Consider the following 17,746-nt stretch of genomic DNA (forward strand, 5'->3'; position numbering starts at 1 on the left):
ACGGCTGGTGTTCTGACGAGCATGGCGGTCTTCTATGCGCTGCGTTGGACTTAACTCCGTGACTAATGGTCCACCTGTCGTTGGCGGCGGCCTCCCCGTCAACGTCTCATAACGGCTTTGCGCGTACTGATGGCGAAGACCATGCATATGACTCAGACCCGCCGCCTTGCACTGTCCATCGTAAGCGCTCAGTGAGCAACGTCCTGGCGTGCGTGGCCTGCCCGTGTTAGGCAGGCGTTTCCTCGGCGGGCGAGTTCCAGGGCAACAGCTTCGCATAGTCGTCGGCGGTGTGCGCGTACGGCAGCGCGTTGAGCATGGCGCGGAGATACTGGTAAGGATCGATGCCGTTGGCCTTTGCGGTTTCCACGAGCGAGTACAGGTTGGCCGGGGCGTGGGCGCCGGCCATGGTGTCGCAGAACAGCCAGCCGCGTCGGCCAACAACGAACGGGCGGATCGCGTTTTCGCAAGGATTGTTCGAGATCGGCCAGGAGCCGTTATCAACGTAGCGGATGAGCTTTGGCCATTGCCCGTGCAGGTAGTGCAAGGCCTTGCCGAACAGGCTCTGCGGCAACACGCTGTGCAGATGCTGCGTGAGCAGCGTCTCGATCTCGGCGAGGACCGGCCGGCTTTGCGCAGCGCGTAGCCGCTGGCGTTGCTCGGGCATCATATCCTTGGCTTGTTGCTCGACGGCAAACAGCTTGCCTATCGATGCACGCCGTCGCGGGGTGGCTCTCGCACTGCGCCTCGGGCAATGCCTCGTGGGCCTCGATCAGATATCGTCGTGCGTGCGCCCAGCAGCCCAGATGCACAAGACCATAACGCTCGGCAACGGCGTCATACGGCGCATACCCGTCGGTCATCAGGGCCGCCTTGAGTCGGCTGCCGGCGTACAGCGTCGCTGCCTGTTCCGTGCTGCGCGTCGGGCTGTATGTGAACAGGCGTATGGGTGGCTCCGAGCCGTTCATCTGCGCCCACAGGAAGCTTTTGCTTTGTGCCGCTCGCCCAGCCTCCTTGAGTACCTGCACGGTCGTTTCATCGCCGTAGAGGACGTCGGCGTCCAGTAGATGGTCTCGCAACAGGTTGATCAACGGCTGCACCGCTTTGCCAACCCGCACCACGCTGGCCGCCAACGTGGCGCGCGACAGATCGCCACCGAAGCGATTGAGCAGACCCGCCTGGCGGTACAGCGGCAGGCCGTCCTGGTATTTGGCTGTAATGCACCACGCCAGTGCCGATTCAGTGAGCAACCCCTTGGGGATGACGCGCGCCGGCGCCGGAGTGGTCTTGATGCCGGCATCGCAGCACGGGTAGGCGTACTTCACGCGCTGGTGCTGCAGCACGCGGATCTGCTGCGGCACGATGTCCAGTTGTTCGCTGATCTCCACGCCGATCTCGACAAGCGCCTGACCGTCATGCGGGCATACCCGCTCAGAGGCTGGCAACTCGTGACGGACTTCAACATGAGGCAGACCGGGGTCAAGAGGCTTGCGCCCACGCTGCTTGCGCACGTGGCCAGCCACCATGACCTGCGTCGTGCCGTCCTCTTCCTGGGCCGGCGGTGCCTGCTCGCCTGGGGCCAGTGCTTCGGCCTCGTTGAAGAAGAGATCTTTCTGTTCGGATCCGCGCGCTTCGCTCTTGGCCGCGAACAGCTTGCGCTGGAAGGCCTTCAGTTGCTCCTTCAGCAGATCGCGCTCGACCGTCACCACGCGCAACGCCGCTTGGAGCGCTTCGTATTCGCCGGCGGTGATGGTAACGGTGTTTGGCATGGCGGGTTAGACCGCCGCGATGATGCGGCGTTCACGCCGCCCGATGATACGCCCGTTCCGGATGCCGTTGCACCGCCTCGATGTCGATCCCTTCGAGTAACCAATGCAGCTGTTCGACGGTCAATATCGCCACCGCTGCTGCGCGCGGCCATACGAAGCGGATCCTTCTCCAGCCGCTTGAACAGCAGCCAGAAGCTGTTACGGTCACAGAGCAGGATCTTGATGCGGTCGGCCCGACGGTTGCGAAACACATACATGGCGGCCGCAAATGGGTCCAGCCCCAGCGACTGCTCGACCAACGCCGCCAGGCCGTTGATGGATTGCCGGGAGTCCACCGCCTCGCGATGCAGGTATACCTTCAAGCCCACGTCGAAGCGAAACATCAGCGCTGGCTCCAAAGCGCATCGACAATCGCCTTGATCAGCTCGGCGTCGTCGACGCCGCAAGGCAGCTCCATCAACGTGCCATCGGGAAGCCTGGCGCTCAAGACCGTCTGCCGCCCGGCTGTCAGCGCCGCCGGCTTCGGCGCGTCCACTACCGCGCAGGCTTGGACCGCAACGAATGGCACCAACGCATCCTTGCCAGCCTGGGGAGCCTGCCTGCTCTGGCCGATCCATTTGGGCAGTTGATTGGCGTTGACTCCCGCCTTCAGCGCCATGTTCGAGATCGATGCCCCCGAACTTACGCACATCTGGATCAGTCGCTGCTTGGCTACCGGGTCGTAGTCTCGCTTGCCAGTGGAGCGTACCCGTATGGGTTGCAGCGGGAGAAAGTCTACCTGTTCGATCGTCATGGTTGCGTCCGCAAAAGTCGTTGCGGACGCAAGCTTGAGCACTTGTGCGCTATCCCGATAGGGCGTTGTTCGCTAACCGCTTACCCCGATTTCCCCGCGAAACCTAGCATTCATGGCCCTTTGCCGACCGATCGACGTTTAAACGTGTGATCAACCTCTGATTCCCGTGCTCGCCTGACATTACCGCGGCGCCCATCATCCAGGCGCGGTCGGCCGTCCTCGTGCTGAACGCGGCGGCCGCGGTCCTCACCGGTATCTTTCAGCCAACCGACAGCACAACCCTTCCTCTTCGCAATACCATCAGTCCGCCGGAAGCACCGGCGACCGTTGGAACAAGCGGAGAAAAGGAGCTGGGCAATGGAGACTGCAACACCCCGCGCGCTGGACAGGCGCGCGTTCCTGAAGCACGCGTCGGCGGCGGCAAGCGCCACCATGTTGGCATCGCTCACCCCACGCATCGCGCGCGCCGCCGATCCCGTGGTAGAGACGTCCAACGGCAAACTCCGCGGGCGTATCGACGACGGCGTCCACGTTTTCAAAGGCGTGCGCTACGGCGACACAACCGGCGGCGCGCATCGCTTCATGCCGCCCCGGCCGCCGCAGAAATGGGCCGGCACCCAGGACGCCACGCAATGGGGCGCCTCTTGTCCGCAATCGGCGGAAACACAAGACCCTTTCTATTCCTGGTACACGGCCATCCAGCCGACGAGCGAGGACTGCCTGTTTCTTAACGTCTTCACGCCTGGCGTGAACGACAGCAAGCGGCGGCCCGTCATGGTGTGGCTTCATGGCGGATCCTGGTCCAGCTGCGCCGGCACGGCGCCGGGTTTCGACGGGACCAATCTGGCGCGCGCCCAGGATGTCGTCGTCGTCACGGTAAACCATCGCCTGAACGCCTTCGGCTATCTGTGGCTGGAGGACAAGGACGAGCGTTTCGCCGATGCGGGCAGCGCCGGCGTACTGGATGTGCTTCAGGCCCTGCGGTGGGTGCGGGACAACGCGGCGGCCTTCGGTGGCGATGCGGGCAATGTCACGGTCTTCGGGCAGTCCGGCGGTGCCGCCAAGGTGGTCGCGCTGATGGGCATGCCCGCCGCCAAGGGCTTGTTCCACAAGGCCATCGTGCAGAGCTGCTCGGGCGGTATGCGCATCGATAGCCCGGACGAAGCAGCGCGCCAGGCACACGCACTGGCCAGCAAGCTCGGCATGGAATCCGTCAGCGGCGCGGCCTTGCAACAGGTGCCGACGGATAAGCTGGTTGCCGCGTTGAAGAGCGTGGCGGATCCATTCCGGCCCGTGGTCGATGGGCGGAATTTCCTGCGCGACCCCTTCTATCCGGATGCGCCGGCCATGTCGGCGCATATTCCGCTTCTGGTCGGCAACGCCAATACGGAAAGCACTTATTACCTTCAGGTCGATCCCGATAATTTCTCGCTGGGCATGGCGGACGTGCAGCGCAGGCTGCAGCGTTTCCTGAAAGCCGATGCCGCCCGGGTGGATGGCTTGATCGAGGCCTACCGCTCGGTGTACCCGGCCTACGATGCGAGCGAAATCCTGATGACGATCACCACCGACTATCTCTTCAAGCGCAATACGCTGAAGGTGGCCTCGTTGCAGGCCGCCGCGGGGAAGGCGCCGGTCTACGCCTATGTCTTCACTCGACAGACGCCCATACAAGGCGGACGCATCCATTCCCCGCACACCGGCGAGGTGCCATTCATCTTCGGCACGGCCAAGGCGGCGCAGGCCCAGGTGGGCAACGGCGCGGACATCGAGCCGATGACTCGCCGCATGATGGCGACGTGGGCGGCTTTCGCGCGTACGGGCAATCCCGGCAACCCCACGGTCCCGCGGTGGGAGCCGTTCCGGGATGCGGACCGCCAAACGATGGCGCTGAGCATGGATAGCCAGTTGCTGAAAGACCCCGGCGGCGCGGCGCGCGGGGCGCTGGAGGGCTTGCCTTATTACGAGTACAGCATCTCGCGGACTGCCTTCGTGAAGGGGTGAGCCAGGTCGGGCGAAGGGCGGGAGCCGGGAATTCTCTTCAGCAACCCGCCGTCGCGGACGGCGCCCTATGGAGCTCCCGGCGCCCGGCTGTTCCAGACCCGGCCTGCGGCGAATACGCCGCGTATTCACCGCATATCATGCGGCGATTAATTTGCCGCTGCGGCGAATATCCCCCATAATCACCGCATGACTAGCGGCGATTACACCTATGTCTGGCAGGCGGCGGACTGGCCGGCGTGGCGCTACGACCTCGCCGCGCTGGCCGGGCCGATGGCCCAGGTCAGCCGTTCCCAGGGAGTACTGCTGGGCAGGATGGCGGACATTGACCCGACCCTGCGCGATGGGGCCAGCCTGGCCGCCTTGACTGACGACGTGGTCAACACCAGCGAGATCGAAGGCGAGCACCTGAACGTCGCCTCGGTGCGCTCTTCCATTGCGCGGCGCCTGGGGGTGGAGATCGGCGCCTTCGCCCCCGTGGATCGCCATGTCGAAGGCGTGGTGGAGATGGTGCTCGATGCCACCGCCAACCACGCCGCGCCGCTTACGGCGGATCGCCTCTTCGCCTGGCACGCGGCGCTTTTCCCGACCGGCTATTCCGGCCTGAGCAGGATCGGCACCGGGGCGTGGCGGGATGACGCGCATGGCCCGATGCAGGTCGTATCGGGGCGGGTAGACCGGCAGACAGTGCATTATGAAGCGCCCCCGGCCGCGCGCCTGCCGCGGGAAATGACGCGCTTCCTGGCTTGGATGAATACCGCCAGCCCCGCGGAGCCGCCGCTGATACGCGCCGGACTGGGGCATCTATGGTTCGTGACATTGCACCCTTTCGATGATGGCAACGGCCGTATCGCCCGCGCCGTCGGCGATCTGCTGCTGGCCCGCGCGGATGGCAGCCCGCGGCGCTTCTATAGCCTGTCGGCGCGGATACAGCGCGACCGCAAGGCCTACTACGACATCCTGGAAAGTACCCAGAAGGGCAGCCTGGATGTGACCGCTTGGCTGCAGTGGTTTCTGGAGACCTTGAACGCGGCGGTGGACCAGGCCCATGGCACGGTGGACGCCGTGCTGCGCAAGGCGCGCTTCTGGCAGCGGGCGCCGGGTGCGAGGCTCAACGAGCGCCAGGTCAAGGTCCTGAATCGCTTGCTCGATGGCTTCGAGGGCAAGCTGACGAGTGGCAAATGGGCGGCGCTGGCCAAATGTTCCGCGGACACCGCGCTGCGGGATATCGGCGAGCTGGTGCGCCTGGGCCTGCTGCGCCGCTCGGAGGCCGGCGGCCGCAGTACCAGCTACGAACTGGTGGAATCCGAAGGTACCGGCGCGCCTTGATCGCCCGACCGCACGCTGTCCAGGAACGCCTGCTCGAAAAGCGCCAGCGCCGGATCCCGGTTCGATGACTGGCGCCGTATCAGGCAAACCTGCATGGGCACGACGTCCAGCGGCAGGTCCAGGATGCGCACCAGTCCGAGTTCCTGGTGCATGGCGGCCGCGCGGCGCGGGGCGACGGTGAACAGATCCGATTGCGCCACGATGGCCAGGTTCTGGATGTAGGTCGACGTCTCGACCACCGGTTCCGGTGGCTGCACGCCATGCCGCAGGAAGGTCTCGGCCAGCGCGCCGCGAACCGCCGAATCGGGACGCTGCATGACCCACTCCCGGCGCGCCAGGTCCTGGTAGCCGATGTCGCGCTGCCCGGCCGCCGGGTTATGCGGGCCAACGACGATGCAGATCTCCTCCCGGTACAGATTGACGAAGGACAGTTGGCTGGCCGCATGGGCCAGGGCGCTGCTGGCGTTGGGCAGGCGGCCGATCACGCAGTCCAGTTCGCCGGCGATCAGCATGTCCAGGAGTTGGCGCGCGGTGCTTTCGTGCGTGCGGATGGCGCAGCCGCCCGCCTGGCGAAACAGGTCTATCGCCTTGGGCAGATAGGCGATGAAGGCCTGCGGCACGACGCCGACCCGCAGCAGCGCCGATCGCCCCGAGGCCACGCGGCCGATCACGGACGACAGTTCGTCGAATTCATTCAGGATCGTGCGTATCCGCCCCAGCAGGGCGTGGGTCTGTTCGGTCGGCGTCACGCCCTGGCGGCTGCGCGTGAACAAAGGAATGCCGACCAATCCTTCCAAGTCGTTGAGCATGGCGGTGGCGGCCGGCTGGCTGATGTTGAGCCGTTGGGCTGCCTTGTGGATGGTGCCTTGCTCGATCAGCGATTCGACCAGCAGCAGATGCCGGAATTTCAGGTGCGAGAGCGCCATGGGGGAGTGCGGCGACATAGAGCTGATCCCGTGGAAAAGCCGGCCCTTGGCGGGCCGTGGCAAAAATCCGCGCGCTGCGATGGGAGCACCGTGCAGGAAACGCTTGATCCGTGATAACCAAACCGTATCACGAAATCGGTTTTTTCGATTATGTCCTTTCACGCTACCGTCGATAGACTGCTTTCCACAGACCAAACGCGCCTTGCAGGGCGCAAATGAGCAAGGGGAATGGCTTTGAAGACGCAGCGTTGGAGATTCCTGGGCGCGGCGATGGCCGGGTCCGTGGCCCTGTGGCTGGCGGCCCCGGGCGCCGCGCAGGCGGCCTGGCCCTCGGACCAGCCCATCCGCATCATCGTCCCGCAAGCGGCCGGCGGCACCAACGACACGGCGGCGCGGCTGGTCGCGGTCGAGCTGGGCAAGGCCTTGAACCAAAGCGTGGTGGTCGAAAACCGCCCCGGCGCATCGGGCGCCATCGGCATGCAGGCAGCGGTGCAGTCGCGTCCCGACGGCTATACGCTTGCCATCGCCTCTGACACGGCGACCATCCTGAACGCGGTGCGCAGCGATATGCCATGGCAGTTCAAGCGGGACCTGACGGGCGTGTCGATGATCGCCGACCAGCCCATCGTCGTCGCGGCGTCCGCGCGGAGCCCGTACAAGACGCTGGCCGACCTGATCGCCGCCGCCAAGGAGAAGCCGGGCGCCATCGCCTTCGGTACCTCGGGGCTTGGCACGTCGCAGCAGGTCGCCGGCGAGTGGCTGGCACGCGAGGCTGGCGTGCAGCTGACGCACGTTCCCTACAAGGGCGGCGGCCAGGCCATTACGGACCTGGTGGGCAACCAGGTGCCGGCTGCCGTGCTGGGCCTGGCGCCCGTCATCGGCCAGTATCGCACCGGCAACGTGCGCATCCTGGCGGTCACATCGGACAAGCGCAAGGCCGAAGTGCCCGATGTGCCGACGTTGCGCGAGCTGGGTTATCAGGACATCGTGCTGACGCAGTGGGTGGGCCTGGTGGCGCCCAAGCGCACGCCGCCGGAGATCGTGCAACGGTTGTCCGATGAAGTGGCCAAAATCCTGGCCCAGCCCGACATAGTGAAAAAGCTGACGGAAAGCGGCCTGGATGCGCGTCCCATGCCGGCGGGGCAGTTCGATGCCTTCCTGGGCCGCACCATAGACCAATGGCAGCACTTGATCACCACGCTTTCATTGCGGCTGGATTGATACGCGCCGCCGGGGTTCCTATCGCCCCGGAAAAATGCCGGCACCACCAATCCATGATGCGCACCGCGAATCATTCATGAAGCACAAGGCAGGACATACGTGAAGCAAACCACGCAGGGCCGGCAGGCGCCCAACATCATCCTGATACTGGCCGACAACCTTGGCTGGGGCGAACTGGGCTGTTATGGCGGTGGCGCATTGCGCGGCGCGCCCACGCCGCGCATCGACGAACTGGCCACCCAGGGCACGCGCTTCCTGAACTTCAATGTGGAAAGCGATTGCGTGCCGACGCGGTCGGCCTTGATGACGGGCCGCCATCCCGTCCGCACGGGCGCCTTGCAATCGGTGCCCGCCGGCCTGCCGCAGGGCATCGTGCCCTGGGAGCGCACGGTGGCCGAAGTGCTGTCCGATGCGGGCTATGCCACGGCGATGTACGGCAAATGGCATCTGGGCGACAAGGAAGGCCGGTATCCCAAGGACAAGGGATTCGACGAGTGGTACGGCATCCCGCGCACGACGAACGAGAGCATGTTCATGGACGCGGTAGGCTTCGACCCGGAGGTCGTCGAGCCCCCCTACGTGATGGAGGGCCGCAAGGGACAGCCCGCCGAAAAGCGCGAGCTCTATGACCTGGAAATGCGCCGCCGCATCGACGCGGAACTGACGCGGCGCAGCTGCGATTTCATCGGCCGCCATGCGGGCCGGCGGCCGTATTTCCTGTACGTGCCGCTGACGCAGCTGCACTTTCCCACCATCCCGCACCGCGACTTCGAAGGGCGCACGCGCAAGGGCGATTTCGCCGATTCGCTGGTGGAGATGGATGCCCGCGTGGGGCAGATCCTGGACCAGGTGCGCGCCACGGGCACCGAGGACGATACGGTGTTCATCTTCGCCAGCGACAACGGTCCCGAGTACCGGCGGCCCTGGCGCGGTAGCGCGGGGATGTGGACGGGCACCTATCACACGGCCATGGAAGGCGCGCTGCGCGTGCCGCTCATCGTGCGCTGGCCGGGACGCGTGCCGGCCGGGCGGGTCACCAATGAAATCGTCCACGTGGTCGATCTTTTTCCCACGCTGGCCCGTATCGCCGGCGCCGCCGTCCCCACGGACCGCGTGCTGGACGGCATCGACCAACTGGACTTCCTGCTGGGCGATAAAGAGCAATCCAACCGGGAAGGCTTCGTCTATTACATCAAGACCGAGCTGCGCGCCGCCAAATGGCGGGACTGGAAGATGCATTTCGTCTGGGAAGTCGAGCCCAACGCCGGCGCGAATCATCTGGAGACGCCATACGTCTTCAATATCGTGCAGGACCCCAAGGAAGAGAGCGACGTGAATACGACGCAGGGCTGGGTGCGCGGCCCCATACGGCGCATGGTGCAGGCCTTCCAGCAGTCCCTGGCGGACAACCCTCCCATCCCGCCGGGCGCCCCGGACGACTTCGTGCCGCCGCCGGCGCGGCGCGACAAGGGCTGAGCACTGCCGTGCCACACGCGCTGGCGCCCGCGCGCGGCAACGCCGCGGGGCCCGCGTGTGCGCCTACGCCCGCGCGACGTCCCGCCCGGCCAGACGCCGCCGCGAGGCCAGCGCCACCATGGCGATGACCAGCGGCGGGAAGGCGATCCAGCAAACCATGTCCCAGCCATAATTCGCCAGCACGCCGCCCGACGAGAACGAACCCAGCACCATGGTGCCGAACACCAGGAAGTCGTTGAAGGCCTGGACCTTGTTGCGTTCTTCGGGGCGATGGCATTCCAGCACCAGCGCCGATGCGCCGACGAAGCCGAAGTTCCAGCCCAGGCCCAGCAGGATCAGCGAGGTCCAGAAGTGGCCCACCGTCAGGCCAGCCAGCCCGGCGGCGGCCGCCGCCGCGGTCAGCAGCAAGCCGGCCATCACCACGCGGCCAGCGCCAAAGCGAGTGATCAGGCGGCCGGTGAAAAAGCTGGGCCCGTACATGGCGATCACATGCCATTGCAGCCCCAGGTTGGAGGCTTCCTGCGGCAGGCCGCACAGCCGCATGGCCAGCGGCGCGGATGTCATCAGGAAGTTCATCAGCGTATAGCTGATGACGCCGCAGATGACGGCCACGATGAAGGCCGGCTGGCGGACGATCAGGCCCAGGGGCCGGCCGGCGGCCTTTTCGGCGGCGGTCGGGATGGGCAGCTTCACGCCCAGCAGGATGCCGGCGCTGACCAGGGCCACCAGGGCCTGGGCCAGGTAGGTGACCGCGAACATATGCGGCGGCCACAGATACATGGTGTGCGTGACCAGCTGCGGGCCCAGCACGCCCGCGACGATGCCCGCGGCCATCACCGTCGACAGGGCACGCGCCCGGTCGGGCGGCCCGACGCATTCGGCGGCGGCGAAGCGGAAGGTAAGCACGACCGCCGCGTAGGCGCCGCCGAACAGCATGGCGAAGCAGAATAGCCAGAAACTGCCCAGCATGATGGCCAGCGCGGAAAGCAGGCCTACCAGTACGCCGCAGGCCGTGCCCAGCAGGAAGCTGGCGCGACGCCCGTAGCGTTGCGCGACGGCGCCGGTCGGCAGCGTGGACAGCGCCATGCCGACGACGAACACGGAAATCGGCATGGTCGCCAGGGACTGCTCGGGCGCCAGGGTGTTGCCGATGACGGCCGCGGTGGCGTAGACGACGGTGGTATTGGCCCCGGCCAGCGCCTGGGCGACGGAAAGCCGGGCGACATTGCCCTGAGCGAGTGTGCTGCGCAAAACGGTGGTCCCCATCCCTGGTGCCTGAGGCGGCCGGGCGGCTCCGTTCTGGCTGGCCGGTTTGCGCCCGGGTTGATATATGGCTACTCGGGACGATACCTTATTTCCAATTCTTATATTGTTATAACCCCGATGGATTTGAGGCCATCGCCGCGCCCGCCTGGGATGCCGGGGCCGCCGCCTGCTGCAAGGGCGCATCGCCGCCGCCCACGGATTTGTATACCGCGACCAGCCGCATGAACAGCTGGTGATTGCTGTCGGCCAGGTCACGCCGCGCCTGCAGCCAGGTTCGCTGGGCATCGAGCTCGACCAGGAAGTCCGTCAGTCCGCGGCTATAGCGGGCGCGGGCCAGGTCGTAGGCCTCGCGGCTGGCGGCCTCTTTGGTGCGCAGGCGGGCATTGCGGCCGCGTTCGGCGTCATAGCCGGTGAGGGCGTCGTCGATCTCCTGCCACGCCTTCAACACCGTCTGCTGGTAGGCCACGGCGGCTTCCTGCTGCGCCAGCTCGCGCAGTACCACGGTGGCGCGGCGGCGGCCCATGTCGAAGATGGGCAGGGATAGCGATGGCCCCACGCTCCACGTGCGCGTGCTCCATTCGCCGAAGCGCCGGTCCTCATAAGATTCGAAGCCGAAGCTGGCGCCCAGGGTGATGCGGGGATACAGGTCGGCGACCGCGACGCCGATATCCGCCGTGGCCGCGTGCAGGCGGGCTTCCGCGGCGCGGATATCCGGGCGCCGCAGCGCTACCTGCGAGGGCAGGCCCAGCGAGAGATCGGGCAGGCGTCCCGGCAGGGCGGCCAACGGCATGGATGCGGGCGCGGCCAGGGTCCGGTTCAGATCCCCGGGGCGCGCGTCGAGCAGCAGGCCTATCTGGTTGACCAGGGCGGCCTCCTGGGCCTGCAAGGTGGGAATGCGCGCTTCCAGGTCCGCCAGCAGGCTGCGTTGGCGGCTGACATCGAGCTCGTCGATCAAGCCGCCGCGGGCGCGCGCCTGCAACAGATCCAGGCTGTCGCGCGCCGCGGCCACATCCTGGTCCAGCAATGCACGCTGCTGCTGCGTCAACCGCAGCTCGAAGTAATCCCGCGCCAGTTCGCTGGCCACGGCAAGGCGCACGTCGTCCAGGAGCGCGGCGGCGTTGTCCACTTCGGCATCGGCCGACTCGATGGCGCGTCCCACCCGGCCCCACAGGTCCAGCTCCCAGGAGGCGTCGAAACCGCCCTGGTACAGGGTGAAGGGCGAGCTCAGCACCGAGACCAGTTCCTCGCGGTTGTCGGGCGCGACGGCGTTGGCCAGCCGCGTGCCGGCCGAATACTCGCTCTGGCGCTGGCGCGTCACGGCGCCGGTGGCGTCCACGGCGGGGCCGCGCTGCGCCGCGACGGTCACGCGGCGCATGCGGCTTTGCGCGAAGCGCAGGGCGGCGGTGCGCAGGTCCGGGCTGGCTTGCGCGGCGCGTTGCTGCAGCTGGTCCAGCACGGGATCGTCGAACAGGGTCCACCACTGCGCCGGAGCGGGTGCCGTGGCCGGCGTCGCGCCGGCGTCGGCGGCAGGCTGGCCGCTGCGCCAGTCCTGCCAGGAATCGGGCGCGGGCGTGGCGGGCGCCTGGTAGTCGGGTCCCGCCGCGCAGCCGGCGAGCAGCGCGGCGGCCAGCGCGGCGGCCAGTGCGCCGGCCCGGCATGGCGGTGAAGACCGGGTAAGGAAGGAAGCGATCATGGCAAGGCTCTCATGCAAGGCGACGGCGGAACAGCCAGGCGGCCAGGGGCAGGGTGATGCCGGCGATGCCGGCAAAGGGCAGCAGGTCGCGCCAGACGGCCTCCAGGCCGGCCCCTTCCAGATACACGCTGCGCACGAGATCCACGGCGAAGCGCAGCGGATTGGCATACGTGGCGACCTGGAAGCCCTCCGGCATGTTGCGCACCGGCGTGGTCAGGCCGGACAGCAGCACCAGCGGCATCAGCAGCACGAAGTTGTAGAGCATCGCCTGCTGCATGGTGGCCGACAGCGCGGAGATCGACAGGCCGACGCCGACGATGGCGACGGTAAACATCAGCACGCCCAGGGATAGAAGCAGCAGGCTGCCGGCCATGGGAATGTCGAACCAGAAGAGCGCGATCAGCAGCACCAGCCCGGACTGCACCAGGCCGATGAAGATCGACGGCAGGGCCTTGCCGAACATGATCATGATGGGCCGGTACGGCGTGACCAGCAGCTGGTCGAACGTGCCTTGTTCGCGTTCGCGCGCGACCGACAGCGCGGCCAGCGTCATGGTCTGCAGCATGCTCAGGGTGGCGATCAGCCCGGGCATGATGCTCCAGCGGGTCTCCAGGTTCGGGTTGTACCAGGCGCGCATCTGCACGCTGACCGGCGGCGGCGCGGCGCCCGGCCGGCTGGCGTTGTAGGCGGCCACGATGTCGCGTATCTGGCCGGCGGCCGTGCCGGCCGTGGTGGAATTGCGCCCGTCCAGGATCAGTTGCAGCGACGCGGTCCCGCCGGTCGCCAGCACCCGTTCGAAATCGTCGGCGAAGTGCAGCACCAGCAGCGCATCGCCGGCGTCGATGACGCCGGGGATTTCGTTGGACGAGCGCAGCGTGGCGACGCGCTCGAACACGCCGGTGCCGTCCAGCCGCGCCAGCAGCTCCGTGGAAGCCGCGCCGCGGCTCTGGTCCAGGACGGCATAGGGTACGTGGGTCAGGTCGAAGGTGGCGGCGTAGCCGAACAGCAGGCTTTGCAGGATCACGGGTACGACCAGGACCACGCGGCTGGCCGGGTCCTTCAGTACCGCCAGGAATTCCTTGCGGCAAAGATTACCCAGATGGCGCAGGAAGACGATGGGAGTGTGCATGATGTCGGGGTCCGGGCGCTCGCGGTCGGTCAGCGGTCCAGCGTCTTGCGGGTCAGCCGCCCCACCAGCAGGAGCAGGGCGACGGCATAGCCGGCCAGAATGGCGCAGTCCTTCAGGATCAGTGGCCAGTAGTCGCCGGCCAGGAATACGGTTTTGACCAGCTCCATGAAATACGTGGCGGGCAATGCATGGCCGACGGCATTCACCACCGCCGGTACGTTGCGCAAGTCGAAGACGAAACCGGACAGCATGGTCGCCGGCATGAAGCTGGCCAGGATCGCCAGCTGGCTTGCCAGGAACTGATTGCGCGTCACGGCGGATATCAACAGCCCGATGCCCAGCGAGACCACCATGTAAAGCATGGAGCCGGCAAGCAGGGCGGCCATGGAGCCCTGCAGCGGTACCCGGAACAGGAACAGCGCCGCCAGCAGGCACAGCCCCAGCCCCATCAGCCCGACGCAGAAATAAGGAATGATCTTGGCCAGCAGCACTTCCAGCGGCCGCACCGGCGTGACGAACAGCGCTTCCAGCGTGCCGCGCTCCCATTCGCGCGCCATGACCAGCGCGGTCAGGAAGGTGCCGATCAGCGTCATGATCAGGACGATCAGGCCCGGGACCAGGTACCAGGTACTGTCGTTGGCGGCGTTGAACCACATGCGGTCCACCACCACGACGCTGCCGCCGTTGCCGGCCACGGCCACCGCGGCGCCGCGGTCGGCCTGCTTCTGGGTCCACAGCGCCACGGCACCCTGCAGATAGCCGGCCACGGTCAGGGCGCGGGTCGGATCGCTGCCCAGCACCAGGGTCTGCACGGCCGCGTTGCCCGCCGCCAGCCCCCGCGAGAAATCGCTGGGAATGCGCAGGACCGCGTCGGCCTCGCGCGCGATCATGGCGTCCTCCGCGACGCGATAGGAGGCGGCCGGCACGCAGGTCAGGTAAGGGGATAGCGCGATACTGGAGACCAGGTCGTGCGCCTGCGGCGAGGTATCTTCCATCACCACCAGCACGCGGGCGTTCTTCACGTCCAGCGACAGCCCGTAGCCGAAGATCAGGATCAGGGCGATGGGCAGCACCAGGCCGATCAGCATGTTGGCGCGGTTGCGGAACAGCTGCCGGACTTCCTTGCGCGTCAAAGAGGCGACGCGGCGCCAGAAACCTTTGCGGGAGGCGGAGTCCGCCGCGTATGGGACGGTCATGGCCGCGCCTCCGCGGGGCCGGCGGCGCCCGTGCCGCCCGCTGTAGCGATGCAACCGCCCGACGATCCGCTGTCGCGGCCCGTGGCATCGCCATCGACGGATCGATGCGGCGCGCCGTTGCGTCCGTGCTCGACGATGCCGATGAAGGCGTCCTCCATGGTCATCTTGCGCTGGGGCGTGGCGCCGGCCTGCACCCGCACCGCTTCCGGCGTCCCCAGCGCCAGCAGCTTGCCCGCATCCTGGATCACGATGCGGTCGCAGTACTCGGCCTCTTCCATGAAGTGGGTGGTGATGACCACGGTCGTGCCGGTTTCTGCCAGCGCGGTGATGCGGCGCCAGAAGGCGCGGCGCGCCAGCGGATCGGCGCCGCTGGTGGGTTCGTCCAGGAACAGGATTTCCGGCTCGTGCAACAGTCCCACCGCCATCGCCAGGCGCTGCTTGATGCCGCCGGCCAGCTGGCCGGCGGGCTGTTCCAGGTGCCGATGCAATGCGAACTGGCCCGTGACGGCGTCGATGCGTTCGCGCAGGCGGGCGCCATGCAGGCCATAGGCACCGCCGAAGAACCGCAGGTTCTCCATGGCCGACAGATTGCCGTACAGCGCGAAGGCCTGCGACACATAGCCGATGCGGGCCCGTGCCTGCGCCCGCGCCGTGCGCATGTCCATGCCGGCCACGCGCGCCACGCCGCCACTGGCGGGCAACAGCCCGCACAGCATGCGGAACGTCGTGGTCTTGCCGGCGCCGTTGGGGCCCAGCAGGCCGAAGATCTCGCCACGGGCAACGCTGAAGGTCGTGCGGTCCACGGCGGTGAAATCGCCGAACTTGCGCACCAGGTCGCGTACCTCGATGACGGGATCGTCCCGCGAGGCCTGCGGATCCACAGCGCGCGGGCCATCGTTGTCCGGCAGCGGGTCCGCTTCGGCTTGCGCGTCGTCGTTGGCGTCCACGCGGGCGTGCAGCAGCACCATGAAACCGTCCTCCAGCCGCGCCGGCACGGGCGTGGCGTGCGCCGCGTCCTCGCCCAGGGCGCCGGCATCGACGCCGGGCCGCACGATGAAGCGCACCTCGCCGCCGCGCGGTACGGCGTCGATCACGGCATCGCGGCGGTCCAGCAGGCGGGCCTGCCGCTGGCGGGGCGCCTGGCCTTGGGCGGCCGGCACGACGAAGCACAAGCCATCGGCGCGCGCCGCGATGTCGGCCGGCGGGCCGCTGGCCAGCAGGCCGCCGTCATGCAGCACGTGGACGCTGGCGCAGCGTTCCGCCTCGTCCATGTAGGCGGTCGCCACCAGGACCGTCAGGTTCTCGTCCGCCACCATCTGGTCGATGATTTCCCACAGCTCGCGCCGCGACAGCGGATCGACGCCGACCGTCGGTTCGTCCAGCAGGAGCAGGTCGGGCGAGCGCACCAGGGTGCAGGCCAGGCCCAGCTTCTGCTTCATGCCGCCGGACAGTTTGCCGGCCAGGCGGCCCGTGAAGCGCTTCAGGTCCGTCATTTCCAGCAGGCGGGCGTAGCGCCGGCGGCGCGCGTCGGCCGGTATGCCATGCAGGTCGGCGTACAGGTCCAGGTTCTCCTGCACGCTCAGGTCCTCGTACAGGCCGAAGCGCTGCGGCATATAGCTGATGCGGTCCTGCACGGCCTGGGGGGTGCGCGAGACATCCAGGTCCAGCACCCGCAACTGCCCGGCGTCGGCGCGCATGAGTCCGGCCGTCAGGCGCAGGAACGTGGTCTTGCCGGCGCCGTCGGGCCCGACCAGCGCCGTCACGGCGCCGCGCCGCGCCTGCAGCGTGACACCGTCCAAAGCCTGGACGACGCGCTGCGCCGTCTTGACGGCGAAGCGCTTGCGGACGTCCCGCGCATCGATGGCCAGGCCGGCATCGTTCATGGCCGCGCGGCTCCCCCGCTGTCGGCCCGTACGTCGATGGTCACGGTGGCAGGCATGCCCAGTCGCAGGCGGTCGTCCGGATCCTGGACGAGGACGCGCACCTCGTAGACCAGGCTGGTACGCAGGGTTTCGGTCTGCACGTTCTTGGGGGTGAATTCCGCGACGGAGGAGATATAGCCCACCTTGCCGGCGATCGCCTGGCCCGGATAGCTGTCGGTAAGCACCTGGGCGGCCATGCCCAGCTTGATGCGGCCCAGATCGGTTTCGTTGACGTAGGCGCGTATCCACTTGGGGTCGTAGATGGCCAGCGTGTACACGGGCCGCTGCGGCGATGCCATATCGCCGGGCTCCAGCAGCCGGGCGCGGACCACCGCGTCGCGCGGCGCCTTCAGCTGCGCCAGGTCCAGGCGGTGTTGCAGCAGGTCGGCCTGCGCGCGCGCGGCTTGCAGCGAGGCCGCGGCCTCGGCGATGTCTTCCTCGCGCGGGCCCAGCCTGGCCAGCCGCAGGCTTTGTTTGCGGTTCTCCAATTGGGCCTGCGCCACGCGCACCCGGGATGCCGCGCTATCCATATCTTCACGGCTGACGCCGCGGCCGGATGTGTCGCCGGCCACGCCTTGCAGCCGCTTCAATTGCCGTGCCGCCAGGTCGGCATCGGCCTGCGCGGCCGCCACCTGGGCCTGCGCCTGCTGGACTTCCTCCGGCCGCGTGCCGTTGCGCAGCCGGAGCAGCGACTGTTCGCGCACGCCGACTTCGGCGCGGGCCTGCGCCAGTTCCAGGGCCAGCGTGCGCGTATCCAGCCGCGCCAATATCTGCCCGGCCCGCACGCGGTCGCCTTCCTCGACATTCATTTCGGCGATGCGGTCGCTGCCGTCGAAGGCCAGCGATATCTGGCGGATATCGACGTTGCCGTAGAGCGTCAGGCGATCGGGATCCTGCGGATGGCGGTTCAGGACCCAGAACACGGCGGCGATGGCGGCCAGGGCCACGGCGGCAAGAACGGCGATCATCTTCTTCATGGTCGGCGCGGATAGACGGCGTGAGGAAAGTGGCGAGCGGGAGCGTTTCTA

Annotated in this window: 13 protein-coding genes and 1 pseudogene; 4 read left to right on the top strand and 10 right to left on the bottom strand. The window is 67.4% G+C overall.

The features are described 5' to 3' along the window. Positions 1–226: 226 nt before the first annotated feature. From tnpC to tnpA, 3 genes and pseudogenes are all read right to left on the bottom strand, one after another. Positions 227–1,766, bottom strand: a pseudogene (gene tnpC, locus BAU06_RS02750) (IS66 family transposase). Further along, positions 1,700–2,149 (bottom strand): IS66 family insertion sequence element accessory protein TnpB, encoded by a 450-nt coding sequence (gene tnpB, locus BAU06_RS25955; protein ID WP_082993495.1) that lies wholly within the window; start codon positions 2,147–2,149, stop codon positions 1,700–1,702. The pseudogene tnpC and the gene tnpB overlap by 67 nt, the downstream one beginning before the upstream one ends. Continuing rightward, positions 2,149–2,559: an IS66-like element accessory protein TnpA gene (gene tnpA, locus BAU06_RS02755; RefSeq protein ID WP_066357765.1), complete on the bottom strand. Its 411-nt coding sequence runs from the start codon at positions 2,557–2,559 to the stop codon at positions 2,149–2,151. The genes tnpB and tnpA overlap by 1 nt, the downstream gene beginning before the upstream one ends. Before the next feature lie 357 nt (positions 2,560–2,916). Here tnpA and BAU06_RS02760 point away from each other — a divergent pair, with 357 nt between their 5' ends. Both BAU06_RS02760 and BAU06_RS02765 read left to right on the top strand, forming a co-directional pair. Then, positions 2,917–4,563 (top strand): carboxylesterase/lipase family protein, encoded by a 1,647-nt coding sequence (locus BAU06_RS02760; protein ID WP_066344060.1) that lies wholly within the window; start codon positions 2,917–2,919, stop codon positions 4,561–4,563. 186 nt (positions 4,564–4,749) lie between these two features. Further along, positions 4,750–5,889, top strand: coding sequence for a Fic family protein (locus BAU06_RS02765; protein WP_066344061.1), 1,140 nt, complete (start codon positions 4,750–4,752; stop codon positions 5,887–5,889). On the opposite strand, the gene BAU06_RS02770 is transcribed toward BAU06_RS02765, so the two are convergent. Continuing rightward, entirely contained in the window at positions 5,850–6,833 is a 984-nt protein-coding gene (locus BAU06_RS02770) for a LysR family transcriptional regulator (protein WP_066344062.1), read from the bottom strand. The two genes, BAU06_RS02765 and BAU06_RS02770, sit on opposite strands and share 40 nt — an antisense overlap. A 210-nt stretch (positions 6,834–7,043) precedes the next feature. Here BAU06_RS02770 and BAU06_RS02775 point away from each other — a divergent pair, with 210 nt between their 5' ends. Together BAU06_RS02775 and BAU06_RS02780 are read left to right on the top strand one after the other, a co-directional pair. Further along, positions 7,044–8,036, top strand: coding sequence for a Bug family tripartite tricarboxylate transporter substrate binding protein (locus tag BAU06_RS02775; RefSeq protein WP_231933981.1), 993 nt, complete (start codon positions 7,044–7,046; stop codon positions 8,034–8,036). A 99-nt stretch (positions 8,037–8,135) separates the two neighbouring features. Beyond that, the gene (locus tag BAU06_RS02780) at positions 8,136–9,512 is read left to right on the top strand and encodes an arylsulfatase (RefSeq protein WP_066344063.1); all 1,377 of its coding nucleotides are present in this window, start codon (positions 8,136–8,138) and stop codon (positions 9,510–9,512) included. 63 nt (positions 9,513–9,575) lie between these two features. On the opposite strand, the gene BAU06_RS02785 is transcribed toward BAU06_RS02780, so the two are convergent. From BAU06_RS02785 to BAU06_RS02810, 6 genes are all read right to left on the bottom strand, one after another. Beyond that, on the bottom strand, positions 9,576–10,778 hold the full coding sequence (locus BAU06_RS02785) for an MFS transporter (RefSeq protein ID WP_066344068.1): 1,203 nt from the start codon (positions 10,776–10,778) through the stop codon (positions 9,576–9,578). Positions 10,779–10,884: 106 nt separating this feature from the next. Then, positions 10,885–12,471 carry an efflux transporter outer membrane subunit gene (locus BAU06_RS02790; protein WP_066344070.1) on the bottom strand — a complete coding sequence of 529 codons (1,587 nt, stop codon included), beginning with the start codon at positions 12,469–12,471 and terminating at the stop codon, positions 10,885–10,887. 10 nt (positions 12,472–12,481) lie between these two features. After that, positions 12,482–13,600 (bottom strand): ABC transporter permease, encoded by a 1,119-nt coding sequence (locus tag BAU06_RS02795; RefSeq protein ID WP_066344073.1) that lies wholly within the window; start codon positions 13,598–13,600, stop codon positions 12,482–12,484. A gap of 29 nt (positions 13,601–13,629) precedes the next feature. Continuing rightward, positions 13,630–14,796, bottom strand: coding sequence for an ABC transporter permease (locus tag BAU06_RS02800; protein ID WP_066357769.1), 1,167 nt, complete (start codon positions 14,794–14,796; stop codon positions 13,630–13,632). After that, positions 14,793–16,679 carry an ATP-binding cassette domain-containing protein gene (locus tag BAU06_RS02805; protein WP_082993496.1) on the bottom strand — a complete coding sequence of 629 codons (1,887 nt, stop codon included), beginning with the start codon at positions 16,677–16,679 and terminating at the stop codon, positions 14,793–14,795. Before BAU06_RS02805 ends, BAU06_RS02800 begins: the two co-directional genes overlap by 4 nt. Continuing rightward, positions 16,676–17,695 (bottom strand): HlyD family secretion protein, encoded by a 1,020-nt coding sequence (locus BAU06_RS02810; RefSeq protein WP_066344074.1) that lies wholly within the window; start codon positions 17,693–17,695, stop codon positions 16,676–16,678. The genes BAU06_RS02805 and BAU06_RS02810 overlap by 4 nt, the downstream gene beginning before the upstream one ends. Between the last annotated feature and the right edge of the window lie 51 nt (positions 17,696–17,746).

The organism is Bordetella bronchialis, assembly GCF_001676705.1.
Taxonomy (GTDB): domain Bacteria; phylum Pseudomonadota; class Gammaproteobacteria; order Burkholderiales; family Burkholderiaceae_B; genus Bordetella_C; species Bordetella_C bronchialis.